This is a genomic window from Treponema zioleckii (assembly GCF_014737315.1).
In the GTDB taxonomy this organism is placed as follows: Bacteria; Spirochaetota; Spirochaetia; order Treponematales; family Treponemataceae; genus Treponema_D; species Treponema_D zioleckii.
Genome location: NZ_JPUF01000019.1, coordinates 23783 through 47890 on the forward strand (window position 1 = coordinate 23783; position 24108 = coordinate 47890).

Genomic DNA, 24108 nt, shown 5'->3' on the forward strand with positions numbered 1-24108 from the left:
TCTAAAATCCGAAAATTTTACAGGACTCTTGTCTTAAAAATTCAATTTTAGGAAAAATACCATGCAAATTGTAGCAGAAATCGGAACATCTCACGGCGGCGATTTTGAGAAAGCTAAAAAACTTATAGATACATCAATAGATTCCGGGGCTGACTTTGTAAAGTTTCAGTGGGTTTATGCGGACGAAATCCTTCACCCGGAGACAGGGTTCGTAAATCTTCCGGGCGGAAAAATTCGCCTCTACGACAGATTCAAGGAACTTGAAGTTCCAAAAGAATTTTTTGCGGACTGCCAGAATTATATTCACTCCAAAAACGCAAAATTCATGTGCAGTCCATTCGGTCTAAAAAGCCTAAAAGAGCTGATAGAAATAAATCCTGACTGCATAAAAATCGCTTCGCCGGAACTCAATCATCTTCCGCTCTTAAAAGAACTTGCAGAATATAGAAAGAACTTTAAGATTCCAGTTGTCGTTTCATCTGGCGTCTCAAAACTTCGAGACATAGAAAACGCGCTTTCGATTCTCGGAACAGACGGCGTTACGCTCCTTCACTGCATCACTTTTTATCCGGCTCCAGAAGAAGAATACAACTTGAATTTGATTCCGAATCTCTCAAAGATTTTTGGCGTTCCTTGCGGCGTTAGCGACCACTCCCTTGACCCCGTTCTGGTTCCGTCGCTTGCGGCAGCGGTGGGCGGCGAGATGATAGAAAAACACATCACTTTGAGCCGAAAGACCGACGGACTCGACGACCCGGTTGCCCTCGAAGGCGAGCAGTTCGCGCTTATGACGCATTGCATCCGGCAGTGCGAGGCTGTTTTTAGGCAATACGGAAAAGAAAACGGCAAGGATTACATTATCCGCCAGCTAAAAGAAGAATACGAAGACCGCGTTGAAAAGTGCCTTGGAAACGGCATAAAAAAACTTGCTCCCGCCGAAGAAGCGAATTACGGCCGAACTAACCGAAGCCTTCATTTTATGCACAGCATGAAAGCCGGCGAAATCGTTCAGATTAAAGATATTGGAGTTTTGCGCACCGAAAAAATACTGACACCCGGAATTTCACCAGAATTCTTGGACGAAGTGATTGGTAAACGGCTTACAAAAGAAGTAAAATCTGGGGAAGGTGTTTTATTTACACACTTCTTTACAGATTAACAAGTTCTAACAGCCTTTGTGACAGAAATTCCGCATTATGAAAAGTTGACTAAATGGTTCAATTTTGAGTTTTTACAAAGCTCGTCATTCCGAAGTGGTTTCGGAATCTCTTCCAACGTTGCAGGGAGAGCGTAGATGCTGAATCAAGGCGACCGCGAAAACGAAAGCGGTCGAGTTCAGCATGACAGCAGTGCGCTCTTCTCGCATGGCAGAAAACTCGAAATTCAGCCTAAAAATCTGATGGGCGGACGACCAACTGATTTTTGTATCGACAAGTTTTATAATGCGGAAGTCCTGGGCTTAATGAGGTTTTATGAAAAAACTCTTTGCGTGCCTTTCTTTTATCGTGGCACTTGTAAGCTGCTCCGCAGATTTTTTGGCAGAAGCCGAGTCTGTGCTTTCTGCAGGAGAAACAAAATCAACTCCAAAATCCAGCACAACTGTCTGGAGCGGAAATACAGATTTTAATGATTCTGAGTGGAAAGTGAACATTCAGATTCCTTCAAATAAGTTTGCATCATTTTCGGCAGGCTCTAAAATTCAAGTTGAATGGTATGCCTCAAACACTGCAAAAAATTACAAAAAACTCCAGTTTGACTCTATGGGGTCAAGCTGGAACGAACTGACCGGCGGTTCGTTCATTGGCGGATACAAAGAAAGCGGGGAGAACAGCCCAGGCGTTATTCCCACTTCAAATCCACTTGCGTACACGGTTACTTCGGCGAATGCGTCCGCTCTAAAATCTGGTGGATTTGCTTTGATGGGTTACGGAGTTGTCGTAACAAAAATCACGCTGATTTCTGGCGGAACTTCTGCAAAAGAAAATCAGGATGAATCCGGAACGAGTTCTGACGTTGCGACAAAGCCAAAACCAACTTCTGTTACAGGAACACCTTTTTATAATCACGGAAAACTCCACGTTTCTGGGGCCTATCTTTACGACTCGCACAATCAAAAATATCAACTTTACGGCATGAGCACCCACGGACTTAATTTTGGGGACGACTTTAGCCGTTACGTGAACGAGGACGCTTTTAAGACGCTCGTTGACGATTGGAACACGAACTGCATACGGCTTGTGCTTTATCCAAAAGATTACAACGGTTACTGCAATGGCGGTGACAAATCTAAGCTCAAACAAATCGTCAAGAACGGAATCGAATACGCAACGAAATGCGGAATGTACGTTTTGGTTGATTGGCACGTGCACAATTACAATCCGAACGAAACCAAAGAAGAGGCAAAAATCTTCCTTGCCGAAATCGCAAAAGAATACGCAAACTACGGCAACGTGCTTTACGAAATCTGCAACGAGCCAACTGGCTCCCCTTGGGACAGCTCAATAAAACCCTATGCCGAGGAAGTGATTCCTGTAATCCGCAAGTACGCGAAAGATGCTGTTATTATCGTTGGAACGAACACTTGGAGTCAGGACGTTGAAGAGCCATTGCAAAATCCGCTTAAATTTTCGAACGTAATGTACACTTTCCATTTTTACGCGAACAGCCACACTGATTCATTCAGAAATCGCGTGGAGAACGCAATAAACTCTGGTCTCCCGATTTTTATTACCGAATTTGGAACTTGCGACGCGAGCGGAAACGGAGGATTCAATGAAGCTGAATCTAAAAAATGGTTCGATTTGTGCAAAAAATACAGCATAAGTCATTTGAACTGGAGCCTTTCAAGCAAGAGTGAGACTGCAAGCGCGATTGTTTCGGGCTGCTCAAAAACAAGCGGCTGGACTTCTGGCGAGCTTACGGATTCTGGAAAACTCGTCGTAAATCACTTTAGAAGTGACTGCACACGATAGTCAACTCTCGATAGGGGGGCATCGTAAGTCTCGGTGGGAGAGGGTAGTGCTTCGCGGTGGTTGAGCTTGTCGAAACCACCGCGAAGCATCACAAAATAGACATTTTTACGGTAGTGCAGACAATTTTTTTGCATCTGTAAGTTTATAATGAAGTTGTTCCGTAGGCGGTTTAAATTCTTGCGGATAAATTGTAAGATTACCTCATTATGGCAGAAATTATTCAACCTAGAGTCCTAAAAGGATTCAGAGACATTTTACCAGACGCAGAAATATTGCGCACAAATCTTCAGGAAAAAATCACACAAGTTTACCGCTCGTTCGGATTCGTTCCGATTGACACACCTGTTCTTGAATATTCGGAAATCTTATTGCGAAAATCTAACGGCGAGACTGAAAAACAAGTCTTCAGATTCGAGGACAACGGAAAACGCGACGTTGCAATGCGCTTTGACCTTACCGTTCCGTTCGCACGTTTCACAGCCGAGCATGAAAGCGAACTTTATTTTCCGTTCAAACGTTATCACCTTGCAAAAGTTTGGCGTGGCGAAAAACCTCAGGCAGGTCGCTACCGCGAATTCGTTCAGTGCGACATTGATACCGTAGGAACAGACAGCGCTGGCGCGGACTTTGAAATTCTTAGCGTAATGAAGGCGGCTCTTGCTGCAATCGGTGTAACCGACGTTACGATTCACGTAAACCACCGCGGAATTTTCAATCGCTTCCTCGCAAAAATCGGGCAGCTTGAAAAATCAGAGGATATCCTTCGCTCTGTCGATAAACTTGCAAAAGTCGGCGAATCTGAAGTTAAAAAAGAACTTGTTGAATTTACTGGCAGCGAGGAAGCCGCACAAGAAATTCTCAAATATATTGCCGGCGGAAAAGATTTTGACTCAACTCTCAATCTGCTTGAAGAAATGGCAGGTGGAGAAGGCGAGGACACAAAACGAATGCGAGAAATCCGCGAGATGATGAAAGCTTCCGGCATTGAGGCGACTTACGTTCTTGACCCAAGCATTACACGTGGGCTTGACTATTACACAGGAATCGTTTACGAAACATTCTTGAACGAACTTCCTTCAATCGGCTCGGTTTGCTCTGGCGGACGTTACGACAACCTTGCGGGCTTGTACACAAAAACAAAATTGCCGGGAGTCGGTGCTTCAATTGGTCTTGACCGCCTTATTGCGGGCTTGGAGCAGCTTGGGCGCACGGAGAAAAAAGGAAGCTACCTCGACGCAGAGATTTTCTGCATGGACAAGAACCTTACGATTTTGTATCAGGGCGTTGCGTCTAAACTTCGTGAAAAAGGAATCGCTGTTGAAGTGTTCCCGGAAGCAAAGAAGATGAACCAGCAGTATGCCGTTACAGATGCGAAAGGCGTAAAATGGGGAATCATAATTGGTTCGAACGAAGCCGAGAAAAATGTGGCGACATTAAAGAACTTAAAAACTCGTGAGCAGTTCGCTGATCTTACTGTTGACCAGATTGCCGACAAAATAATTCAGGAACGCTAATTTTTAGGTTGTGGCTTTTGTGGTCACAACCTTTATTCTTTTAGCATCTGTTTTTGTGCGGTCAGTGCCCTGCGGTAGCTCGTATAAATTACAAGCGAACTTGCAGGAACCCAGCCGCCAGAAACTGCATACCATTCTTCTATTCGGTCTTTTTTGTTCGGCGACTCGACTTTTACGGTGCAATTTCCTTCAATTTGCACAAGGTCGCCTTTTCTGAGGCTCGAAAGAACCACGGAGTCATATCCACCTTCTTTGCGGGCCGCTACATACGGATCTTTTACGACTGCCCATTGAACCGTCGGAAAAACTTCAAGTTCGTTCAATTGCTCAAAATGAATCTCGTCATCTTGTTTGAGACAAGAAACTAACATAGGAAGAGAGAAAGCTAAAATAATGCAAGCAAGAAAATAAGACCTCTTCATCGTTTTTTAACCTATTTTACATCAGGAAGTATATCTACCAAATATTTTGCGATTTGTGGATAAATCATCAAATCTGAATCAACAAAATTCAGCGTCGGAATTTCGGCAAGTTCTGCCCATCTGTATTCAGAATGCTCTGTCAACTTGAATTTTTTTTCGATTCCGTTGTGCGGAAGTTTTACGAGATAGGCATGAAGGTCAACTCGCTCGTTGTTGTGCTTAAAATTTGTTTCGGCAATCCGTTTTTCAACCTGCACGGTCACTCCGAATTCTTCCTGAAATTCTCGCACTACGGCTTGTTCGTCAGTTTCGCCTTCCTCAACTTTTCCGCCAGGAAATTCCCAGCGTCCGCCCATTTGTCCAACTGGATTTCTGTGAGCAATCAGTATTTTTTTTTCATCAAATGCAATACACGCAATCGAAGTTTTGTTCATAAAAATCTTCCCCACCGTAGAGTTTTTTGCCCCTGGTTTTCAGCAAAAACGATTATCCTCGCATGAATCGCAATATTATAGAAAAAACAAAAAAAATCTGCAATGAAAAATAGCGTGGAACTGCAAAAAAAACTTACTCCAATCTTTAATTTTTCGACTTGTGTCAAAATTATAACCGTTCCACGTTGACAGTATTTTTTTGAATATGGTAGTATAAAGAACTAAATTCTTTCATTTAGTCTATTCAAGTCGTACACTATTTTTAAGGAGTTCCTAAATGTCAGGACACAATAAATGGTCAACCATTAAACATGCAAAAGGTGCTGCAGATGCAAAACGCGGTGCGCTTTTCACAAAATTGATTAAGGAAATTTCTATTGCTGCTAGCATGGGTGGCGGAGATCCAAACGCTAACCCTCGTCTTCGTGCTGCAATCGTAAAAGCACGTGCAGCTTCAATGCCAAAAGACAACATCGAGCGTGCAATCAAAAAGGGAACTGGTGAGCTTGGTGGCGGAACTTACGAAGAGCTCGTATACGAAGGATACGCTGCTGGCGGTGTTGCAGTTCTCGTTGAAGTTCTTACAGATAACAAGAACCGTGCAGCTGCTAACGTTCGCAATATTTTCTCGAAGACTGGCGGAAACCTCGGAACAACTGGTTCTGTAAGCCGCATGTTCGATCGCAAAGGCGTTATCGAGTATGATGCTGAAGCTGTAAACGAAGAGGAAGTTATGGAAGCTGCTCTCGAAGCTGGCGCAGAAGACATCGTAAACGAAGACGGTGTAATCACTGTAACAACAGCTCCTGGAGATTTCGCTGCAGTTGTAGAAGCTCTCGAACCAAAGGGATGGTCTTCACTTTCTGCTGGCGTAAACATGGTTCCGCAGGCATACACATCAGTTGATAAAGATACAGCTGCAAAAGTTGACAAGCTTATCAGCCGTCTCGAAGAAGATGATGATGTTCAGAACGTTTACACAACTGTTGAATATCCAGAGGATTACGAGCCAGAGGAGTAATCTTTAGCTTTTTAATCTTTAAGAAAGCCCGTTTGGAAACCTTTGTTTCGGCGGGCTTTTATTTTTTTTTGTTAGGATTTTGCTTTGAATAAAAGACGAGTTATAGGAATTGACCCTGGACTTGCCCACACCGGATTTGGCGTGATTGATGCCGTCGGAAATAACATTCGTCTCGTAAGTTATGGCGTTATAGAAACTCCGGCAACGGAAGAGCATGGAATAAGACTTCTTTCGATTTATAACCGTCTTCTCGCCGTGCTGAATGAGTTTAAGCCGAATCAGGCTGGTATGGAAGAGCTTTATTTTGCTCGCAATGTTTCCAGTGCAATGGGGGTTGCCGAGGCGAAAGGCGTTGTTACAATGTGCCTTGCCCAGCACGTAATTCCGCTTTCCATGTACAGACCGACTCAGATAAAATACTCGGTGACAGGAACCAAGACTGCCGATAAAAAAACTGTTGAGCAGTACGTAAAAATCCTCTTGAATCTTGAAGTGGAGCCGAAGCCTGACCACGCTGCAGACGCGCTTGCCGCCGCAATAACCCACGTGTATTCCACGAATGTCATGTCTTTTGGAAAACGCACAAGTTGATTCAAAATTAAAAATCAACTCTTTTAGAGTTTCCTTTTGTTCTCGCCTTGACCATAACTTATATTGCCGATAAATTATAAAATACTATGTTCGATGTAAAAGACACTGATTTGTTTGACCTTGAAGAAGAAGATTTTGATACTGTTCTTGCAGAAGATATTAAATTTACGGGCAATATAAAATTCGCCAAACCGTTTATGATTCGTGGAACTGTTAATGGTTCTATCGATGCGACTGGCGACCTTGTTATTGATACAAATGCCGTTGTTAGCGCAGAGATTTCTGCCGCCAGAGTGCTTGTCCGCGGAAAGGTTGACGGCAATATTCTTGCGAGCAAGATTGTTTTTGTTTCGGCGACAGGTTCCGTTAGCGGAGACATTTCTTCGGCGCAAGTTGTTCTCGAACCGGGGTCAAGATTCTCTGGTCGCTGTACGATGCTCGAATCAAATTAAAAATTATTGAATTAAGGTAAGATGATGAAAAAATCTATTTTAGTTTTACTTACGCTCTCATGCATTTCTGCTTCGCTTTTTGCGCAGAAAAAGCTGGATGCATTGGCTTTGTACCGAAGCCAAAAATTTGCCGAGGCCGCTGCTGTTTGTATTCAGGAATTGCAGGCTAATCCTCGTAATATTGATTCTTATGTTGTTCTTTGCTGGTCGCTCGTAAAAGACAGAAAATATGCAGAGGCTGAATCTTATGCAATTGAAGGAAGAAAAATTAATGCATCTGACAGCCGATTAATCGAAATTTTGGGCGAGGCGAAATATTATCTTGGCAAAAATACGCAGGCTTTGGAGTTGTTTCAACTTTATGTTGCCGCAAAAGAGAGCGGTGCGCGACTTGGAAATGCTTACTATTACATGGGGGAAATTTACATCCGTCAAAAACAGTACCTCCATGCGGATATGGCACTTTCTTCTGCCGTTCATGCAGAGCCTAACGTAGCGAACTGGTGGAGCCGCTGTGGCTATGCCCGCGAAATGGCTGGATATTATTTGTCTTCTCTTGAAGCCTACAAAAAGGCTCTTGCACTTGACGCAAACCATGCAGACGCTATACGCGGTAAAAATCGCATGGAAAAACGTATTAATTAGTTTTTATGCAGAAAAAAAATATTCATTTTGAGACTCTCGGTTGCAAACTCAACCAGGTTGAAAGCGAAGGTGCCGCTCGCGTTTTTGTTGACGCAGGTTTTTCCGTTACGATGGAGCCGTTTACCGCAGCCACAAAAGTTGCTGACGACGTTGTTGCGTGTGTCATTAATACTTGTACTGTGACGGCTAAGGCTGAGCAGAAAGCTCGCAGAATCATACGCTTGCTTTTGACAAAATGCCCGAATGCAGTTGTCGTTGTGACTGGCTGCTATGCTCAGCTCGACCGCGACGAAATTCTTGCTCTTGGTGACAGAATTGTTGTCCTCGGCGGTCAGAATAAAGGAACGTTGGCCGACATGCCTTCTGTTTTGAATCAGAATCCAGAGACTTTTGGAGTTGAATTAAAAAACGTTCTGCAAGATTTTTTTGACAGCAAGAAAAAACTTACAAAAATCAATGAGATTTCTGAACCGTTTAGACTTTCGACCGACACTTTTATAAATCATTCTCGCTCGTCCCTAAAAATTCAAGACGGATGCAATTGTGTCTGCACGTATTGCAGAATCCGTCTTGCGCGCGGAAAATCTGTTTCCCTTGATGCTGCTTCCGTTATTGAGCGCGTAAAGGCTCTTGAAAATGCCGGTCAGAAGGAAGTTGTAATAACGACCGTAAATATCGCCCAATATCGCGGAAAGTGGCAAGACGGCACTGTGAATTTTGCAGGACTTTTGCGTCTGATTCTTGAAAATACAAATTCAATCGGAATCCGCATTTCTAGCCTTTATCCTGAGATTGTGGACGAGGAACTTGGTGAAATTGTTTCAAATCCTCGTGTGCGTCCGCATTTCCATATTTCAGTTCAGTCTGGAAGTGATGCTGTTCTCGCAAAGATGAAGCGTCCTTACAAAATCGAGGCTGTTTACAAGGCTGTAAAAATCCTTAAAAAGGCGAAGCAAAATCCTTTCCTCGCATGTGATATTATTGCGGGGTTCCCTGGCGAAACGGATGACGATTTTGCGCTCACGATGAAAATGCTTGAAGAGTGCGGATTTGCTTTCGTTCATGCCTTTCCGTTCAGTGCTCGTCCTGGAACGGAGGCTTTTTCTATGCGTCCGATGGTTCCGAATTACATTACCGACAAGCGAATTTCGGCTCTCGAAGAATATAATAAAAAATCAAAGTCCGAATATATAAATTCTTTTGTCGGAAAGACTTTGCCGGCCGTTTGCGAGACGATTCACCGGGCACGGGCCGCACTTATGCGCGACAGAATTGTTGTTCATGCCGTTACGGAAAATTTTTTGCATTGTCAGCTTGTATTTGCAACCGACGAAAAAAATGTGCCGGAAGCAGGTTCTGAAATTGAACTGAAGGTTTTGCGCCCGCTTTCTGATTCAGAAAGAACTGGCGAGAGCGACACTTTTGCTCAATTTCTCAAAAAACTCTAAAATTTCATTCTAAAACTTTGGTCGATTTGATATACTAATTAATATGATTGAAAAGTTAGGTGTTCATGTAAGACAAAGATTTGCTTCTGTTCCATATCTTATGGGCTACATCGGAAGAATCATGACTTCTTCCCTCGCATTTATAAGCAAGGAGAAGGCTGCCCGAAAAATCCTCGTAATGCAGCTTCTCTTTACGTTTATTGAAGCACTTCCGATTATCGCGGTTCTTTCGGCGGCACTTGGGGCGGGGCTTTTTCTCGTCGGCTATTCAGTTTTGCTTTCAATTGGCCAAAGCGGTCTTATTTACAATCTTCTGCTTGTTATGGTCGTGCGGGAGTTGGGACCGATTCTCGTGGCGTTCGTTGTTACGGCGCGTTCTGCAACCGCGATTGCCACCGAACTTGGCGGCATGGTCACTTCTCATCAAATCGAAAGTTATATTTCCGTTGGCGTTGACCCGATTGATTATCTTGCGGCTCCGCGTTTTTTGGGCGTAACGCTTTCTGTATTCTTTTTGAATCTTTATTTTTCTTTTTGCGGTATTTTGGGACCAGAAATCGTTGGGAAATTGTTTAACCCGATTCTTGTTAACGGATATTTTTCGAACATTTTAAAATGTTTTTCAATCTCAATGATTTTGACTTCCATCATAAAAAGCGTTGTTTTTGGAATGGTAATTTCAATCACGGCGACTTATTATGGATTTAATGTTGAGCGTGCCTCTACCGAAGTGCCTGTCGCTGGAATCTCTGCTGTTAGTAAATCCTTTGTCGGAATTATTATTGCAGATGTTGTAATTGTTGCATTGCCGTATATTTTATAAAAAAATGTCTTTGTTTGAACTTCAAAATGTAAAATTTGATTCTCGTTCGCAGCCTATCATTCGGGGAATTTCCCTGACGATTGAAAAGGGGACCGTTACAGGTCTTGTAGGAAAGTCTGGAAGCGGAAAGTCAACTCTCCTAAAACTTATCGCCGGAATCCTTGTTCCAACGTCTGGTCACGTTCTTTTTCACGGAAAGGATATTCAGACCATGAATAATTTTCAGAACAAACTTTTCCGAAAAAAATGTTCGTTTGTTTTTCAGGATTCGGCTTTGTGGGCAAATCAGAATATTCAGCAAAATCTTATGCTTCCTTTGCAAACTCAGTCCCCTAAGATGTCTAATGAAGAGCGCATGAGAAAAATAAAAAAAATCTGTGAGACGGTGCGTTATGACCGGCCGCTTGAACTTCGTCCTGTTGATTTGTCAATGGGCGAGCAGAAAAAAATAGCTTTTGCCCGTGCGTTGATTAACGAGCCTGAAGTTCTTTTTCTTGACGAATGTACTGAATCTCTTGACCAGCGCGGTTCGGCAGAAATCATCGAACTTTTGCAGAAATTCATTGCCGATGGAAATACTGTTGTTTTTGTAAGCCATAACAGTAATTTTATTAACGAAATGAACGGAAAACTGTATGAATTAGAAAAAGGTGAATTAGTTGTCCAGGAGATAGAATATGAAATTTAAAATTAGATACGCAGATCAAATTGTCGGTGTTGCATCTCTGGCTGCGATTGCGGCGCTTATAGTCCTTATTTTTGCGATTGGTGCGAATCAAAACTGGTTTGCCAAAAAAAATTCTTATTACACTTTTTTTGTATTCGGGGGCGGGTTTTTCAACAGGAATGGATTTGACGTACAAAGGATTTTCTATTGGAAAAGTAAAGTCTGTAAGTCTTGAAGGCAACATGGTTCGCGTTGATTATTACGTTCTTGGCGATTATTTTGATTATGTAAAAGGGGATTCTTTGGTTGAGCTTATTTCAAGTCCGATTGGACTTGGTTCTTCTTTTATACTGCATCCTGGCGAAGGCGAAGAGACTATTCCTACGGAATCCGAAATTTACAGAATCGATTCTCCGTTCGGACAGAAAATTATTGATGATGGAAAAAATAAAATCAACAAGCAGACTGATTCAATCGGTGCTCTTATGGCTCAGGTTTCCGCGCTTCTTGATAATGTGACTCTCCTCGTAAAGAATATAAACGATGCGCTTGCAGGTAACGGAGACACTCCGTTTACTGGCATTATCGAAAATATTGCTGATTTGACGGGCATTTTGAGCGATCCGAACGGTGCGGTTCCTGGATTGCTCGGTCCAGAAATGACGAGCGAACTTAATACGTTGCTTGTTCAGATTCAGGATATTCTTGGAAATCCTGAAGGCGTGGTTCCTGGTGTGCTTGGCTCTCAAATGGCAAACGACCTTACGAATACAATTACGAATATTTCTTCGATTACTTCGAATGCTGATAAACTCATCGGAAATGCAACTCCAGAGGTTACGGAGGCTCTTGAAGAACTCAACACTGTTCTTGTGGGCGTTGAAGACGTGCTTACAGGCGTTAAGAATAATCCTCTTATTCGTGGAGGCGTTCCTAACCGCAAAAACGAAAGTTCTGCAACAATCCAGCTCAGGAATACGGATTTTTAAAAAGTAGGAGACAACGATGAAAAAGATGAAAAATTTGAGATGTTCAAAAAATTGCCTTTTGATTGCGGCTGGACTTGTCCTTTTGTCAGCGTTCTTTTCTTGTTCATCATCTCCTAAGCGGGCTATGCAGATAACAGAAATTGCTTCAAAGGCGGATGAGCGTTACGAGACTGCCAATTCAGAACTGATTTCCGGAAAAATTGAAGATGGGGCTGTGCATCTCGTTCAGGCTTATAATTATGCGGTTTCAATCGACGATTCTGATTTGCTTACACGCATTTTTCTCTCTGGAATTTCTTATAAAATCACGGTTCAGGGCTTGGGCGTGTCCGTAGAAAAAGAGTCGTCGTTCCTTACTCTTGAGCCTGAAGTTATGCTTTCAAAAGCAAAGATGTTCGCGAATCGTTCCGAGAGAAAAAATCTTCTTTCCGCAATTTGCGCGATTTACGAAGTCCGTTTGAATATCGCTCAGTCTGGCACGGATTACGCTGCTTATATTGAAAAACTTTCTGCTACCGAAAAGTCTGTTCAAAAAGAAGCCTGGTATTTTGCTTATCTAAAACGAATCAAGGGCGATATTTATATGCTTGCGCAGGATTTTTCAAATGCTGAGGAAAGTTATCGTTCGGCTGCCGCAGTTCACACGAAAAATCGGTATCTGGTTGAAATCGGACTTGACTGGTACAGTGTTGCTCGTGCTTGCTCGCAGGCTGGAAAAAAATCAGAGGCCGTAAAAGCAATCGAAACTGCTTTAAAATATGACCGAGCTGCAGAAAACTCAACAGGAATCGCGACTGACCACTTCGCTCATGCAAAAATTCTTTCAAAAGGCGAAGAAATTACCGACGAAGAACTTATGCTTGCAAAAAACTCCGCAGAGTGGGCGGAAGAAATTTATACCGTTATCGGAAATGAATTTCAGGCTTCTCAGGCATCGGCGTTAAAACTTGAACTTGAAGAAAAAATTTCAGTCCGTGAAGCCGAAAAAAATTCTCTGAATCAATCGAACGGACTTTAACTTTATGATTCTGAATAGAGAAAATTGAGATATTTTTTGGAAATAATAATAAATTTTTAAGAAATTATATTTTAAAAACAGTGACATATTCACTTTGTCTCAATATTTTAATATCTTAAAGAAAAATCTCGCTTATCTTTTGGATTTTTCTTTAAGATTGGCAATTTAAAAATGGGAAAAGTGAATGAAAATTGTTTTTGCATGTCGCTCGTTTAATATGGCGTCGGAACTTTCTATGTTCGTCGCTGAGGAAAACGATGAGTGCGCTTTGTACGAAGATGCTGTCGGGCTGATGCTCGATTTAAAATCTGGAAAAGTTGCTCCTGACATAATGATTTTTGATGTCAGATTCTTTAATGAGTGTATTGATTATTTTTTCGATTCCAAAAATAAAAAAGGCGATAAAATTCCAATCGTGTTTTTTAATGACCCGTTCGGACACAATGCGGGGCGCGTTTCTCGTTGGATAAACCGTCTTATAAGCCGTTGTGGAATGGATTATTGCGATTATGACAGAGTTAGTTGCTTTTTTCCGCTTCTGAATCGCTTGAATGATTATGTTGAAAAGCGTGGAATCGAAAATTTTACTGTCTGTGTAAGTGATTCTGGAGAAAAGACTTGTAATGGTGCAGATAAAACTTTTGAACTTGAACGTCTGACACTTGAATCAAATCTTACGCCTGTGCTGAATAATCTCCTGCAATTTTTTATCTTGAATAAAAATCGGGATGTTTCCTTAAGCGAAATAACCGAGTATATGGGAGAAAATTCTAAGCTCAATCTGTCTTCAGTTTATTCTTATATTTCGAGGGTTCGTAAGTTGTTAAAAAACGGGCACTTCAAAAACTTCAAGATTATTCGTACCAACAAAGGTAAGTACCGTCTTGTGACTGTTGTGGACAGTGTGAAATAATTATAAAAAATGCTTTATAATTTGATGATAAGATAAATTCTAGCTAGACAGTAATTGCTGTTTTCTGATATTATCTAAGAACATATTTTTATAAACGTGGTGTCTTTAGTGGCACTAGGAGGATCGTTGGCAGATACAAAAGGATTGCGAATCAATGAACAGATTCGTGTGCGCGAGGTCAGACTTATTGACGATGAAGGGGAGCAGAATGGCATTATGCCTACAGTGGAGGCTCTCAAGTTAGCTAAAGAGCGCGAACTCGACCTTGTTGAAGTTTCACCAACGGCAAATCCGCCGGTTTGTAAAATACTTAACTATGGTAAATACAGGTTTGAGCAGGAAAAAAGACTCCGTGATTCCCGCAAAAACCAAAAAGCCCTTAAGATTAAGGAAATCCGTATGCAGCCGAAAATCGGCTCTGGTGACCTTGATACTAAGGCAAAACATGTTCAAGAATTCCTTGACGAGGGCGATAAAGTTAAAGTTACGATTCGTTTTAGAGGTCGTGAGTTGGCTCATACCGAACTCGGCTATGATGTATTGAACGAAGTATTGAAACGGCTTGTTGAGAATTCATTTGTCGTAGAGAAGCCTGCCGCAATGGAAGGTCGATTTATGTCAATGACTTTGAATGCTAAGGCAAAATAATCAATAAGTCAGATTAAGGAATGAGGTAATAGAAATGCCTAAAATGAAAACAAAGAAAGCCGCTGCAAAACGTTTTTCTCTCACAGCTAGCGGAAAAGTAAAGTACAAGAAGATGAACCTTCGTCATATTTTGACAAAGAAATCTTCTAAACGTAAGATGCACCTTCGTGGCGCTGGAATCCTTTCTGAAGCTTCAGCAGCAAGAATCAGAAAACAGCAGCTTCCATACGGCTAATTTTTTAGATTGGTCGTAAATCATTATTTAGGAGATTGAAATGTCTAGAGCAGTAGATGGAACAAAAAGAAATAACCGTCGTGCTAAAATCCTTAAACTTGCAAAAGGATTTACAGGACGACGCGGAACAAACTATAAAGCAGCTAAAGACGGCGTTGTAAAGGCTCTTTCACACGCTTACGTTGACCGCCGCGACAGAAAAGGCGACTTCCGCCAGTTGTGGATTGCACGTATCAACGCAGCTGTACGAGATGAGGGAATGTCATATTCTCGCTTTATCGACGGCCTTACAAAAGCTGGCGTTGCTTTGAACAGAAAAGCATTGTCAAACCTTGCAATCGAAGATCCTGCAGCTTTCAAAGCTGTAGTTGAGACTGCAAAAAAAGCATTGAACGCTTAGTTTAGATTTTGAGTTTATAGAAGAGGGGCTATAAAATGATTTCACTTGAACAGGTTTTACTTCTGGAGCAAAAGGTTGAGAGCGCTGTTGCAAAAATTTCTAAGTTAACAGAAGTTAATGCACAGCTTAATGCAGAGAATGCTGCTTTGCGTAGCAAATGCGCAGAGCTCACAAACGCACTTTCTGCTAAAACGGAGCAGTTCTCAACTTTTGAGGCGGAACAGAGCCGAATCGAGGAAGGAATCATTAAAGCCCTTCAGCAACTCAATACTGTTGAAAATGTTGTGCTTGCAGTTCCTACGAATGAGGCTACAAGTACAACAAGCACACCTGTTTCAGAAACAGTTGAGGTTCAGGATGAAACTTCAGCTGTAGAAGAACAAGTTTCAGAGCAAGTTGTTGTTGCTGAGCAGACTCAGCCGGAGCCACAAGTAGAACAGGAAGTTCCTGAATCGAATGAGGTTGTTGAAACATCAGTTGTTGATGTGCCTGTGTCTGAAACTGTAGAATCTAATGAACTTGTGTCTGAAATTCCAGAGCAGCAGGTTGCGGAGGCACCTGTAATGCAGGAAACTGACGCTCAGCCTGAAATTCAGTCTGCAAGTGTTCAGAATGTTCAGCTTGATCAAATCTATTCTTCTTCTGCAGAGGTCGTTGAGTCTTCTAACGATTCTGAGAATGTTCAGGACTTGCAGGAAAATAAAAAACAAGAATTGTTCGATATTTTCTAATTTTTTTGCGGTAGGTAAGTCTGGATGGGCTCTTTACAAATTAATGTGCTAGGAACTTCGTTTGCAATAAAGGCAAATGAGGATGATGCCTACCTTGAGCGGCTTTTAAATTACTATAATCAGATAACAGACCAAATAATCGAAAGCGGTTCGTTGTCAAGCAAATTGCAGATTTCTATCTTGGCAGGGATAATGCTTTGCGATGAATTGTATAAAGAAAAATCAAAAAGTTTAAAAATTGGGCATGAACTTGAAAAAAAAGATGATTCTGCAAGTTTTGATGCAATAAACGAAGAAAAGGTTTCAAGACTTACTTTGGAAATGATTAGAAAATTGGATAAGGTGCTTGTTGATGGCATATAAATTCATTGTTTGGATCGATGGTGATTCTTGTCCAAAAAAAGTGAAAGATTTTCTTTTCAATTATTCTAAATCAAAATCTTTTTTGATAAATGTCGTTGCCAACCGAAAAGTTGAATTGCCTACTGATAATCCTTTTATAAATCTTATTATCGTTGAAAATCTCAAGGATGCCGCTGATAATCATATTTTTGATAATTCTTCTTTGAATGATATTGTTGTTACACGCGACATTCTGTTTGCTCAAAGACTTGTTGAAAAAAAAGTTACTGTTATGAATGACAGAGGGCTTATTTTTAATAAGGATAATATTCAGGACAGATTGCGTGAGCGTGAATTTAGCATGAATCTTTCTGCAATTGGTTTTGGTGGCGGTAAAAATAATTATTACGGTGAAAAAGAGATAAAGAAATTCATCGCGGTGTTTGAAAGGGAATTCCAAACACACGTGATGAACGAGATTTACAATATAAAACTTTAAGAAAAGCTAGTCGCCGGCTTTGCTTTCCCAGCGGGAATTTATGGCACAAATTCGTTCTTTTATCGAAAGAAAAGCCAAAACTAATTCGGGGTCGAACTGCCTTCCTGAAAGTTTCTGAATTTCTATGAATGCGTCATCAACTGACCAAGCGGATTTATAAACCCTCTTGTGGCTTAACGCATCAAATACGTCGGCAATTGCAACTATTCGTGCGGAAAGCGGAATTTCTGTTCCTTTTAACGGTTCTGCCTTTGGAACTGGCTCGCCTGTGACGTATTGATTATAGTTAATTTTTCCTGGATAGCCATTTTCGCTTCCGTCCCACCATTCGTGATGGCGCAATGCAACTTCAAGAGCCATGCTGTCAAGTTCTGATTCTGGTTCCGTAAACAAAATTGCACCGATGCAAGTATGACCTTTCATAATGTTTCGTTCTTCTTCGGTAAATCTTCCTGGACCAGGCTTTTTTAATATTACGTCTGAAACTCCGACTTTTCCTAAATCATGGCATTTTGCAGCAATTTTTAAAATATCACCATATTTTTGCATCTCTTCTTTTGGAATATGCTTGGAGATAGCCCATTTGTCATAAATCTCTTTTGCAAATTCTGAAACCCGCTGTACATGCTGGTAAGTTTCTTTTGGGTCACGATATTCTGCCATTCGCTGCATACGCATAATCATGTTGCTTGTGAGATAGGCGTGTTCCAACGCTTGTGTTGCACTTGAGGCAAAATGGTTTATAAACAAGATTGCATCATCATCGAATGGAATTTGTTCACCTTTTTCATTTTGGGCGTTTATGATTTGAAGAACTCCGAGAGTTTTGTTGTTCGTTGTTATGAGCGGAACTGTGAGCATTGATTTTGTTCGATAATTCATCGCCTTGTCAGTGCTGGCATTAAACGAATACGGACAACTTTCATCGATGCAGTATGCGTCTGGTAAATTTACGATTTTTCCGGAAAGTACGGTGTATCCTGCAATCGATTTTTCAGTTATGTCGAATGTAAAGTACACATAGGGTGATTTTGAGCCTGGTTCAAGTTTTTTAAGCTGAGTATCATTCTGTGCGTATTTTATGCGAAGAATTTTATTTTTTAGGTAAACAGATTGTTCGGAATTTGGGGGTTGTATAGGTTCTTGTATCTGATCCTCGTTTTTTACAGGTGTTTTATCTTCAATGACGTAAATCGAGCCTGCATCAGCATTTACGATGCTACGCGCCTCTGTGAGAATCCTTTCGAGAAGAACATCTGTATCTTTTATTTCATTCAAAAGCCGTTCTGTTTCCAGAATCGCTTTCAGCTTACTTTCTTTTTCAGTTGCTGTCATAAATTAGATTTTACTCCAAAATTAAAGATTAGTCTAAGGTTTTATTCTGCAGATTTTTCGCCTTTTTTTATGAGACAAAAATATAATGGTCCTGCCCCGTTTGCTTTGTCTGGCAAAATGTGTGCGCCAAATTCTGTTTTTTCATATTCTGGTAGCGTCGTGTCGCAAACTGAACTTACATTGCTGCTGATTTCAGGCATCTGAATTTCTGCATCGCCAAATTTTTTTAAGAGCTTTGCGATTACTTTATCATTCTCTTCGTCAGTCAACGCGCAGGTTGAATACAAAATATATCCTCCAGGAACGAGCATTCTGTAAGCGGAGGAGAGCAGTGCCCACTGTGCCATTGAAAGCGTTTTGATTCTTGAAGGTGACCATTCTGCAAGATATTTTGGGCTTGAAAGCACATGCCTCTCTGATGAACACGGTGCGTCCAAAAGAATCCTGTCAAACGCCTCGCCATTTGAAAGGCACATTTTGGCACCGTCCTTGCAGCAAACGTCAACTCGCTGCCGAATAGATTCTGGTAGGCACGTGTCGCAGACTTTTTTTAGGCGAGCACATCTGTCCGAAGAGCGTTCGTTTGAGAGCAATGTGGCATCTTTGTCCATGCAGGATGCAAGAATCAACGTTTTTCCGCCTGGAGCCGCGCATAAATCAAGAATCTTTTTTGCTCCTTTCAGGGGCAGTGTTACGGCGCAGCGTATGCTTCCTGAATCCAAAAAATATGGTTCATTTTCGCCGATTAAAAATTTTTTGTGGTCGCTTTCGCCGTAAAGTGAATTTTTTAGTGATTCCCAGCGTTCCTTGTAAATATTTCTGTAATATTCATCAAAGCCTTGTTCGCCTTGCATTTTTTGAGACTTATCTTTCTGTTTCATGGTTTATCAAATTCATTCCTTTTTCGTAAGCGTTTGAAAATTGTTTTTTGTCGAATTCCTTTGAAAAATCTTCGTTGATTTTTACGATAAATTTTAGTTTGAAATCTTCGTTCGACGAATCTTTTGAAATTTCTTCAAATTTTAAAATTCCTGTTTTGATTTTATATTCTATGATTCTAAAAACGGATTTTTCAATCTTTTTTCTGAAAACTTCGTTTTTGCTTGCTTCAGCTTGGAGAATTTCTGAAACCGTTCCGAATTTTTTCTCAGAGAGCATAATTACGTTTATGCCCGCGTTTATTGCTTCGATTGCAGCTTTTTCGGGCGGAAACCCGTTGTCGGTGAGCGCGCCCATAAAAATATCGTCAGAAAAAATAAGTCCGTCAAAGCCATATTTTTCGCGCACGATTTGCGTTACCCAATGATAAGACAGGCAGGCCGGCGAATCATAAATTTTTTCTTGCGAACCGTATGGTTTTACGATTGCATGGCTCATCAAAACCGCGGAACTTGATTTTAGTAATTCCTCGAATGGCTTAAAATAAATTTCCTTTTCTGAGTCGCTGTATGTGATTGACGGAAGTCCTGTATGTGGATCTGTGCTGGAATTCCCCGGAAAGTGCTTCAGAACCGTGGCAATACCATTTTTTTCAAATCCGTCAATTTCGATTTTTCCGTATTTTAAAACATTTTCAAGATTTCCGAATGTTCTGGTATCCAAAAAATCATGATTGAAATCTGTTTCAACTTCGACTACGGGAGCTAAATTCATGTTGAACCCGATTAATGCCATTTGTTTTGCCTGAGTTTCGTAATATTCACAAACAGCCTGGTCCGTTTTTAAGGCATTTTGAGCTATCTCTTTTTGTGACAAGAACTTGGAAGTCACTTTTCTGAGCCGAACGACGTCTCCGCCTTCTTGGTCGGTTGCAATATATGGAGGAACAAGGTTGTTCTGAACATAAAAATCCTTGATTGATTTTATGAACTGAAAAGTTTTTTCGGCATTGTCAGAAATGTTTGGAAAAAATAAAAGACAGCCTCCCGGAACTAGCGGTTTTTTGTCTTTCGTGTTTTCAACGCTTCGAAATTTTTCATTTCCTTCTATATTTACAAGAAAGAGCTGGGCAAATTTCTCGTCCGGGGAAAGTGAGCCAACAAAGTTTTTTATGGCTTCATTTTTTGCCTCTTCGATTTTAGAAGCTTTTATAGCTTCTGCAATTGCTCTTTCTTCTTCGGCGCTGTTCGTTTTTTCCTGCAACGATATATTTTTCTGGCAGGAAACAAATAATTGGACAGATAAAATGATTGAAATTGGTTTTAAGATTGATTTTAACAAACGAAAAAAAAGTATAGCTAAATTTTTTAATGTTTTGTACTCCTTTCGCTGATTTTACTTTATAATTTTTTTATGAAGAAAATTGCGATTATTACAGGGGCGAGTTCTGGAATGGGAAAGGAATTTGCCCGTCAGCTTTATTTAAAAAATGATTCAGATTATGAGATTTGGATGATTTCGAGGAATCTTGAAAAACTTGAAAATGCAATGCAAGATGTTGTTCGCGAAAAAAAATCATCTTGCGCAATAAAAGTTTTTTCTCTCGATATTTCAGGTGAAAGTGGCGTTTGGAAATTTAAGGAGTTGTTCCTTCGGGAAAAAGCTTCCGAAGATTTTAAAATTGATTTTTTGATTAACAATGCAGGATTCGGAACTTACGGTCCTTTTGAAGAAACGCCGCTCGTGCGTGAACTTGAAATGATTGATTTGAACTGCACGTCGCTCACCGGCATTTGTGGCGTGGTTTTGCCGTATCTTGAGCAGGGCAGCAAAATTATAAATGTTGCTTCTTTGGCTTCATTTCTTCCGCTTGGGAATTTTGCGGTTTATGCGGCCACAAAAGCGTATGTCCTGAGCTTTACTGTCGCGCTTGCCGCCGAATTAAAAGAGAAGGGCGTGAAAGTTACCGCACTCTGCCCAGGTTCCGTCAGCACCGATTTTGCAAACGTTGCATCGAACGGAGCTAGAAAAGAGGTTCTGCACGGAAAAGATCCCGTAAAAGTCGTTGCACACTGCCTTAAAAAATCTCAGAAAGGGAAGTTGATTGTTTTGTGGGCATTAAAATGGAAAATCACGGCGTTTATGAGTCATTTTGTGAGCCGCTATGCAGGGGCAAGATATACTTATCTTTTTAACAAGCGGCCTTACGACAATTCAAAATAATAAAAAAAAGACTGTCAACTTTTGAAGAACACTTCAATTTGACAGTCTTTTTGCTTTAGGCTAGTTTTTGACTAGTCCAATGCATGTCCTGCTGAACCGAGAACTTCGATGTTCTTTCGAGCATACATTTTCTTAAGTTCGTCGCGAGCAGGTCCAAGATATTTTCTTGGATCGAATTCATCTGGATGTTCTGCAAACACTTTTCGAATCATTGCTGTCATTGCAAGACGTCCGTCAGAGTCGATGTTGATTTTGCAAACTGCTGATTTAGCTGCTTTGCGGAGCTGTTCTTCAGGAATTCCTACTGAGTCTGGAATTTTCCCGCCGAACTGCTCGATGATTTTTACGTATTCAATCGGTACAGAAGATGAACCGTGGAGTACGATTGGGAATCCTGGAATTCTCTTTTCGATTTCTTCGAGAACGTCAAATGCCAATGGCGGTGGAACCAAAATTCCGTCAGCGTTGCGAGTGCACTGCTCTGGAGTGAATTTGCAACGTCCGTGAGAAGTTCCGATTGAGATTGCGAGCGAGTCAACACCTGTCTTTGAAACGAAGTCCTGAACTTCCTCTGGCTTTGTGTAGTGGCTTTCTTCTGCAGAAACCTCGTCCTCTACACCGCCGAGAACGCCGAGCTCGCCTTCTACAGTAACATCATGCTGGTGAGCATAGTCAACGACTTTCTTTGTGAGAGCAACGTTTTCTTCATAAGGAAGAGAAGATCCATCAATCATTACTGATGAGAATCCGTTGTCGATACAATCTTTTGCAACTTCGAAGCTTGGACCGTGGTCAAGGTGAAGAACAATCGGAATATCGCATCCCAATTCGTGTGCATATTCTACAGCACCTTTAGCCATGTTTCTAAGAAGAATACCGTTCGCATACTGGCGTGCGCCTTTTGAAACCTGGAGAATTACAGGCGATTTTGTTTCTACACATGCCTGAATGATTGCCTGCATCTGTTCCATATTGTTGAAATTGTACGCAGGAATTGCATAGCCGCCTTTGATAGCTTTCGCGAACATGTCTCTTGTGTTTACAAGTCCAAGTTCTTTGTAACTTACCATAAAAAAACTCCTTTATCGCTAGAACCGAATTTTAATTGTTCCGTCAAAAACGGTTTAAATTAAAATAAAGAATCCAAAAATTCTAGCCGATTTTAATATGAAGAAATTTTATGTTGTTTTTTTCAATAAATCAAGAAAAATCGTCATGTTTTTGGATTTTTAAGGCTTTTTTATGATTTTTCTGGTTTGCTCTTGTAAAACATTGGATTATTTGTTTGACAAAGATAAACACGCGAAATATAATAAATTAATTATCAGTTGATTTTCAACTTTGATGATAAATGTTGTGTCTTTATACAAGGTGGAGATACAAAAATGAAGGAGTTTTGAATGAAAAAGGGCGCAGTAGTCTTTACCAGTCTTGCTCTTTTGCTTGCGTTCTGTCTTCCGGCAGCCGCTCAACCTAGCAATAGAGCTGTAGAGACAATTGTTGTTGATACTTTCGACAACAAAGGTGACAATGAATGGACATGGAATGTACAGGCAAGTCACTTTATCGATGCAGAGAAAGGTTATCCAAAAATGCAGTATTTTGATGGACAGCCTAATTCTCTCAAAGCATTAAATGCAAATGGTGATTCATCTCCAAAAGTGCTTGGTGTAAAAACAAGCTATCTCAGAAAGGGTGAAAACTGGTTTGAAGTATACCCTGAGAAAGATGGAAAGCCTTTTGAAATTGCTTTGATTGGCAATGTTTCTCAGATTGATTTCTGGGTATGGGGTGCAAATTATTTGTACTATATCGACCTTCTTGTACGTGATGCAGATGGACGTGTATACACACTTCCTGCTGGAAACTTGACATTCGACGGCTGGCGAAATGTTATTGTTTCTGTTCCTTCTTATCTTAGACAGCACTCACGACTTCGCAGTGGTCCAAAATCTATGATGTTTGTAGGTTTTAGAGTTCACACAGATCCTGATGAATATGTTGATGATTTCAATATCTTCTTTGATCAGCTCAAGTACACAACAAATACTTTGAGCAACATATTCGACGGTTATGAGTTGCGTGATATTGACTTCGGAGATTCTTCTTCAAGCTCAAATGGTAATACTTCTACAGGAGATGCAAAATAATGAAAAAGTTACTTACTACTGTATTGGCTTTATCAGTTACAGGTTTGATGTTTGCACAGGAAAGCCTTGCTTCTCCAGATCCAACTGTAATTGGAAACGATTCTGCTAGACAGGCTCTTAAAGAAGTTTCTGTTGATAGATTTGAATTGGAAGGAAGTTGGAATGCTGCCATTTCTCCTGATAACGGTGTAATTAGTTCTCGCTTGTTCTCTGGTTCTCCTGCTGCTAAAGAGCCTTTGAAAGGAGAAGAAGAGGCTGTTGATACTAAAGTACTTGGTGTAAAAGTTGAGTTCTTCCGCCGTGGAGTTAATTCGTTCTTTATTCGTTCTGCAAGACCTATTCCTATTGAAGGTGTAACAAAGACTCTTTCTTTGTGGGTAGCTGGACGCAATATGGATCATTCTTTGTACGCTCTCGTACAGGACTATTATGGAAATAACTTCGAGCTTTATGTTGGTTCACTCGGATTCAGCGGATGGAAAAAAATGCAGGTTGCTGTTCCACCGACTCCGGATGGAGAACATGGAATTATTCAGTCAAGTGCATACGACGGTGTTCGCCCAGGACTTCGTGTTGTAGGTTTCAGAGTTGATTGTAACCCAATCCTTGCTCGTGGAACATACTATATGTACATTGATGATCTTCGTGCAGTAACAGATCTTTATGATATTGAAAACCGCGATGAAGATGATATGCGTGATGATTGGTAGTCGTTAAGATTTACCGAAAAGCCGTCAGTTTTGGCGGCTTTTTTTGT

Annotated in this window: 29 protein-coding genes; 23 read left to right on the forward strand and 6 right to left on the reverse strand. The window is 41.0% G+C overall.

What is annotated here, in order from left to right; translation table 11 throughout:
* Positions 1-61: 61 nt before the first annotated feature.
* The 3 genes from JI65_RS06615 (at position 62) to hisS (ending at position 4486) form a co-directional block, all read left to right on the forward strand.
* A complete protein-coding gene (locus tag JI65_RS06615; protein WP_191014591.1) occupies positions 62-1159 on the forward strand; it encodes an N-acetylneuraminate synthase family protein in 1098 nt (365 codons plus the stop codon).
* Positions 1160-1472: 313 nt separating this feature from the next.
* Complete coding sequence (locus JI65_RS06620) at positions 1473-2972, forward strand: glycoside hydrolase family 5 protein (RefSeq protein ID WP_191014592.1); 1500 nt, start codon at positions 1473-1475, stop codon at positions 2970-2972.
* Between the two features lie 206 nt (positions 2973-3178).
* A complete protein-coding gene (hisS, locus tag JI65_RS06625; RefSeq protein WP_191014593.1) occupies positions 3179-4486 on the forward strand; it encodes a histidine--tRNA ligase in 1308 nt (435 codons plus the stop codon).
* Between the two features lie 32 nt (positions 4487-4518).
* Here hisS and JI65_RS06630 read toward each other — a convergent pair whose 3' ends face one another.
* Entirely contained in the window at positions 4519-4908 is a 390-nt protein-coding gene (locus tag JI65_RS06630; RefSeq protein WP_191014594.1) for a hypothetical protein, read from the reverse strand.
* Between the two features lie 11 nt (positions 4909-4919).
* A complete protein-coding gene (locus JI65_RS06635) occupies positions 4920-5342 on the reverse strand; it encodes a (deoxy)nucleoside triphosphate pyrophosphohydrolase (protein WP_191014595.1) in 423 nt (140 codons plus the stop codon).
* A gap of 277 nt (positions 5343-5619) precedes the next feature.
* On the opposite strand from JI65_RS06635, the gene JI65_RS06640 reads away from it, so the two are divergent.
* The 17 genes from JI65_RS06640 to JI65_RS06720 all read left to right on the forward strand — a co-directional run bounded on the left by JI65_RS06640 (position 5620) and on the right by JI65_RS06720 (position 16764).
* Positions 5620-6363, forward strand: a complete 744-nt coding sequence (locus JI65_RS06640) for a YebC/PmpR family DNA-binding transcriptional regulator (RefSeq protein WP_191014596.1) — start codon at positions 5620-5622, stop codon at positions 6361-6363.
* A gap of 84 nt (positions 6364-6447) precedes the next feature.
* A complete protein-coding gene (gene ruvC / locus JI65_RS06645; RefSeq protein WP_191014597.1) occupies positions 6448-6954 on the forward strand; it encodes a crossover junction endodeoxyribonuclease RuvC in 507 nt (168 codons plus the stop codon).
* 86 nt (positions 6955-7040) lie between these two features.
* Positions 7041-7406 (forward strand): bactofilin family protein, encoded by a 366-nt coding sequence (locus tag JI65_RS06650; protein ID WP_191014598.1) that lies wholly within the window; start codon positions 7041-7043, stop codon positions 7404-7406.
* Between the two features lie 24 nt (positions 7407-7430).
* Positions 7431-8051 (forward strand): tetratricopeptide repeat protein, encoded by a 621-nt coding sequence (locus tag JI65_RS06655; RefSeq protein ID WP_191014599.1) that lies wholly within the window; start codon positions 7431-7433, stop codon positions 8049-8051.
* Positions 8052-8056: 5 nt separating this feature from the next.
* Entirely contained in the window at positions 8057-9499 is a 1443-nt protein-coding gene (mtaB, locus tag JI65_RS06660; protein ID WP_191014600.1) for a tRNA (N(6)-L-threonylcarbamoyladenosine(37)-C(2))-methylthiotransferase MtaB, read from the forward strand.
* Between the two features lie 43 nt (positions 9500-9542).
* On the forward strand, positions 9543-10322 hold the full coding sequence (locus JI65_RS06665; RefSeq protein ID WP_191014601.1) for an ABC transporter permease: 780 nt from the start codon (positions 9543-9545) through the stop codon (positions 10320-10322).
* A 4-nt stretch (positions 10323-10326) separates the two neighbouring features.
* Positions 10327-11010 carry a cell division ATP-binding protein FtsE gene (locus JI65_RS06670; protein ID WP_191014602.1) on the forward strand — a complete coding sequence of 228 codons (684 nt, stop codon included), beginning with the start codon at positions 10327-10329 and terminating at the stop codon, positions 11008-11010.
* Positions 11000-11224, forward strand: coding sequence for a hypothetical protein (locus JI65_RS06675; RefSeq protein ID WP_191014603.1), 225 nt, complete (start codon positions 11000-11002; stop codon positions 11222-11224). The genes JI65_RS06670 and JI65_RS06675 overlap by 11 nt, the downstream gene beginning before the upstream one ends.
* A complete protein-coding gene (locus JI65_RS06680) occupies positions 11169-11978 on the forward strand; it encodes an MlaD family protein (RefSeq protein WP_191014604.1) in 810 nt (269 codons plus the stop codon). Before JI65_RS06675 ends, JI65_RS06680 begins: the two co-directional genes overlap by 56 nt.
* A 16-nt stretch (positions 11979-11994) precedes the next feature.
* Positions 11995-12996, forward strand: coding sequence for a hypothetical protein (locus tag JI65_RS06685; RefSeq protein WP_191014605.1), 1002 nt, complete (start codon positions 11995-11997; stop codon positions 12994-12996).
* A gap of 184 nt (positions 12997-13180) precedes the next feature.
* Positions 13181-13909 carry a helix-turn-helix domain-containing protein gene (locus JI65_RS06690; RefSeq protein WP_191014606.1) on the forward strand — a complete coding sequence of 243 codons (729 nt, stop codon included), beginning with the start codon at positions 13181-13183 and terminating at the stop codon, positions 13907-13909.
* 126 nt (positions 13910-14035) lie between these two features.
* A complete protein-coding gene (gene infC, locus JI65_RS06695; RefSeq protein ID WP_191014607.1) occupies positions 14036-14557 on the forward strand; it encodes a translation initiation factor IF-3 in 522 nt (173 codons plus the stop codon).
* 34 nt (positions 14558-14591) lie between these two features.
* Entirely contained in the window at positions 14592-14792 is a 201-nt protein-coding gene (rpmI, locus tag JI65_RS06700; protein WP_191014608.1) for a 50S ribosomal protein L35, read from the forward strand.
* Between the two features lie 40 nt (positions 14793-14832).
* Positions 14833-15192, forward strand: coding sequence for a 50S ribosomal protein L20 (rplT, locus tag JI65_RS06705; RefSeq protein ID WP_191014609.1), 360 nt, complete (start codon positions 14833-14835; stop codon positions 15190-15192).
* A gap of 35 nt (positions 15193-15227) precedes the next feature.
* The gene (gene zapB, locus JI65_RS06710; RefSeq protein ID WP_191014610.1) at positions 15228-15923 is read left to right on the forward strand and encodes a cell division protein ZapB; all 696 of its coding nucleotides are present in this window, start codon (positions 15228-15230) and stop codon (positions 15921-15923) included.
* A 24-nt stretch (positions 15924-15947) separates the two neighbouring features.
* A complete protein-coding gene (locus tag JI65_RS06715; RefSeq protein ID WP_191014611.1) occupies positions 15948-16286 on the forward strand; it encodes a cell division protein ZapA in 339 nt (112 codons plus the stop codon).
* Positions 16276-16764 carry a DUF188 domain-containing protein gene (locus tag JI65_RS06720; RefSeq protein ID WP_191014612.1) on the forward strand — a complete coding sequence of 163 codons (489 nt, stop codon included), beginning with the start codon at positions 16276-16278 and terminating at the stop codon, positions 16762-16764. Before JI65_RS06715 ends, JI65_RS06720 begins: the two co-directional genes overlap by 11 nt.
* 6 nt (positions 16765-16770) lie before the next feature.
* Here JI65_RS06720 and JI65_RS06725 read toward each other — a convergent pair whose 3' ends face one another.
* Genes JI65_RS06725 through JI65_RS06735 form a run of 3 tightly spaced genes read right to left on the reverse strand, consistent with a single transcriptional unit; the run spans position 16771 to position 20241 of the window.
* Positions 16771-18099, reverse strand: coding sequence for an HD domain-containing phosphohydrolase (locus JI65_RS06725; RefSeq protein WP_191014613.1), 1329 nt, complete (start codon positions 18097-18099; stop codon positions 16771-16773).
* A 41-nt stretch (positions 18100-18140) separates the two neighbouring features.
* Positions 18141-18980 (reverse strand): RsmB/NOP family class I SAM-dependent RNA methyltransferase, encoded by an 840-nt coding sequence (locus JI65_RS06730; protein WP_191014614.1) that lies wholly within the window; start codon positions 18978-18980, stop codon positions 18141-18143.
* A complete protein-coding gene (locus tag JI65_RS06735) occupies positions 18964-20241 on the reverse strand; it encodes a glycoside hydrolase family 3 protein (protein WP_191014615.1) in 1278 nt (425 codons plus the stop codon). The genes JI65_RS06730 and JI65_RS06735 overlap by 17 nt, the downstream gene beginning before the upstream one ends.
* A gap of 150 nt (positions 20242-20391) precedes the next feature.
* On the opposite strand from JI65_RS06735, the gene JI65_RS06740 reads away from it, so the two are divergent.
* Positions 20392-21201, forward strand: coding sequence for an SDR family NAD(P)-dependent oxidoreductase (locus tag JI65_RS06740; protein WP_191014616.1), 810 nt, complete (start codon positions 20392-20394; stop codon positions 21199-21201).
* 71 nt (positions 21202-21272) lie between these two features.
* Here the strand turns inward: JI65_RS06740 and JI65_RS06745 are convergent, their stop codons facing one another.
* Complete coding sequence (locus JI65_RS06745) at positions 21273-22271, reverse strand: class II fructose-bisphosphate aldolase (protein WP_191014617.1); 999 nt, start codon at positions 22269-22271, stop codon at positions 21273-21275.
* 330 nt (positions 22272-22601) lie between these two features.
* On the opposite strand from JI65_RS06745, the gene JI65_RS06750 reads away from it, so the two are divergent.
* Together JI65_RS06750 and JI65_RS06755 are read left to right on the forward strand one after the other, a co-directional pair.
* The gene (locus JI65_RS06750) at positions 22602-23351 is read left to right on the forward strand and encodes a flagellar filament outer layer protein FlaA (protein ID WP_191014618.1); all 750 of its coding nucleotides are present in this window, start codon (positions 22602-22604) and stop codon (positions 23349-23351) included.
* Positions 23351-24061, forward strand: coding sequence for a flagellar filament outer layer protein FlaA (locus JI65_RS06755; RefSeq protein ID WP_191014619.1), 711 nt, complete (start codon positions 23351-23353; stop codon positions 24059-24061). The genes JI65_RS06750 and JI65_RS06755 overlap by 1 nt, the downstream gene beginning before the upstream one ends.
* The last annotated feature ends 47 nt before the right edge of the window (positions 24062-24108 follow it).

Excerpts from the sequence above, each read along its gene's own strand:
- hisS (WP_191014593.1), top strand. The coding sequence starts at position 3,179 with ATGGCAGAAATTATTCAACCTAGAGTCCTAAAAGGATTCAGAGACATT.
- JI65_RS06650 (WP_191014598.1), top strand. The coding sequence starts at position 7,041 with ATGTTCGATGTAAAAGACACTGATTTGTTTGACCTTGAAGAAGAAGAT.
- JI65_RS06665 (WP_191014601.1), top strand. The coding sequence starts at position 9,543 with ATGATTGAAAAGTTAGGTGTTCATGTAAGACAAAGATTTGCTTCTGTT.
- JI65_RS06750 (WP_191014618.1), top strand. The coding sequence starts at position 22,602 with ATGAAAAAGGGCGCAGTAGTCTTTACCAGTCTTGCTCTTTTGCTTGCG.
- JI65_RS06675 (WP_191014603.1), top strand. The coding sequence starts at position 11,000 with ATGAAATTTAAAATTAGATACGCAGATCAAATTGTCGGTGTTGCATCT.
- JI65_RS06615 (WP_191014591.1), top strand. The coding sequence starts at position 62 with ATGCAAATTGTAGCAGAAATCGGAACATCTCACGGCGGCGATTTTGAG.
- rpmI (WP_191014608.1), top strand. The coding sequence starts at position 14,592 with ATGCCTAAAATGAAAACAAAGAAAGCCGCTGCAAAACGTTTTTCTCTC.
- mtaB (WP_191014600.1), top strand. The coding sequence starts at position 8,057 with ATGCAGAAAAAAAATATTCATTTTGAGACTCTCGGTTGCAAACTCAAC.
- JI65_RS06630 (WP_191014594.1), bottom strand. The coding sequence starts at position 4,908 with ATGAAGAGGTCTTATTTTCTTGCTTGCATTATTTTAGCTTTCTCTCTT.
- JI65_RS06670 (WP_191014602.1), top strand. The coding sequence starts at position 10,327 with ATGTCTTTGTTTGAACTTCAAAATGTAAAATTTGATTCTCGTTCGCAG.
- JI65_RS06725 (WP_191014613.1), bottom strand. The coding sequence starts at position 18,099 with ATGACAGCAACTGAAAAAGAAAGTAAGCTGAAAGCGATTCTGGAAACA.
- JI65_RS06740 (WP_191014616.1), top strand. The coding sequence starts at position 20,392 with ATGAAGAAAATTGCGATTATTACAGGGGCGAGTTCTGGAATGGGAAAG.
- JI65_RS06655 (WP_191014599.1), top strand. The coding sequence starts at position 7,431 with ATGAAAAAATCTATTTTAGTTTTACTTACGCTCTCATGCATTTCTGCT.
- JI65_RS06755 (WP_191014619.1), top strand. The coding sequence starts at position 23,351 with ATGAAAAAGTTACTTACTACTGTATTGGCTTTATCAGTTACAGGTTTG.
- JI65_RS06680 (WP_191014604.1), top strand. The coding sequence starts at position 11,169 with ATGGATTTGACGTACAAAGGATTTTCTATTGGAAAAGTAAAGTCTGTA.
- JI65_RS06640 (WP_191014596.1), top strand. The coding sequence starts at position 5,620 with ATGTCAGGACACAATAAATGGTCAACCATTAAACATGCAAAAGGTGCT.
- zapB (WP_191014610.1), top strand. The coding sequence starts at position 15,228 with ATGATTTCACTTGAACAGGTTTTACTTCTGGAGCAAAAGGTTGAGAGC.
- JI65_RS06715 (WP_191014611.1), top strand. The coding sequence starts at position 15,948 with ATGGGCTCTTTACAAATTAATGTGCTAGGAACTTCGTTTGCAATAAAG.
- JI65_RS06620 (WP_191014592.1), top strand. The coding sequence starts at position 1,473 with ATGAAAAAACTCTTTGCGTGCCTTTCTTTTATCGTGGCACTTGTAAGC.
- JI65_RS06635 (WP_191014595.1), bottom strand. The coding sequence starts at position 5,342 with ATGAACAAAACTTCGATTGCGTGTATTGCATTTGATGAAAAAAAAATA.
- JI65_RS06720 (WP_191014612.1), top strand. The coding sequence starts at position 16,276 with ATGGCATATAAATTCATTGTTTGGATCGATGGTGATTCTTGTCCAAAA.
- JI65_RS06730 (WP_191014614.1), bottom strand. The coding sequence starts at position 18,980 with ATGAAACAGAAAGATAAGTCTCAAAAAATGCAAGGCGAACAAGGCTTT.
- rplT (WP_191014609.1), top strand. The coding sequence starts at position 14,833 with ATGTCTAGAGCAGTAGATGGAACAAAAAGAAATAACCGTCGTGCTAAA.
- JI65_RS06745 (WP_191014617.1), bottom strand. The coding sequence starts at position 22,271 with ATGGTAAGTTACAAAGAACTTGGACTTGTAAACACAAGAGACATGTTC.
- JI65_RS06685 (WP_191014605.1), top strand. The coding sequence starts at position 11,995 with ATGAAAAAGATGAAAAATTTGAGATGTTCAAAAAATTGCCTTTTGATT.
- JI65_RS06690 (WP_191014606.1), top strand. The coding sequence starts at position 13,181 with ATGAAAATTGTTTTTGCATGTCGCTCGTTTAATATGGCGTCGGAACTT.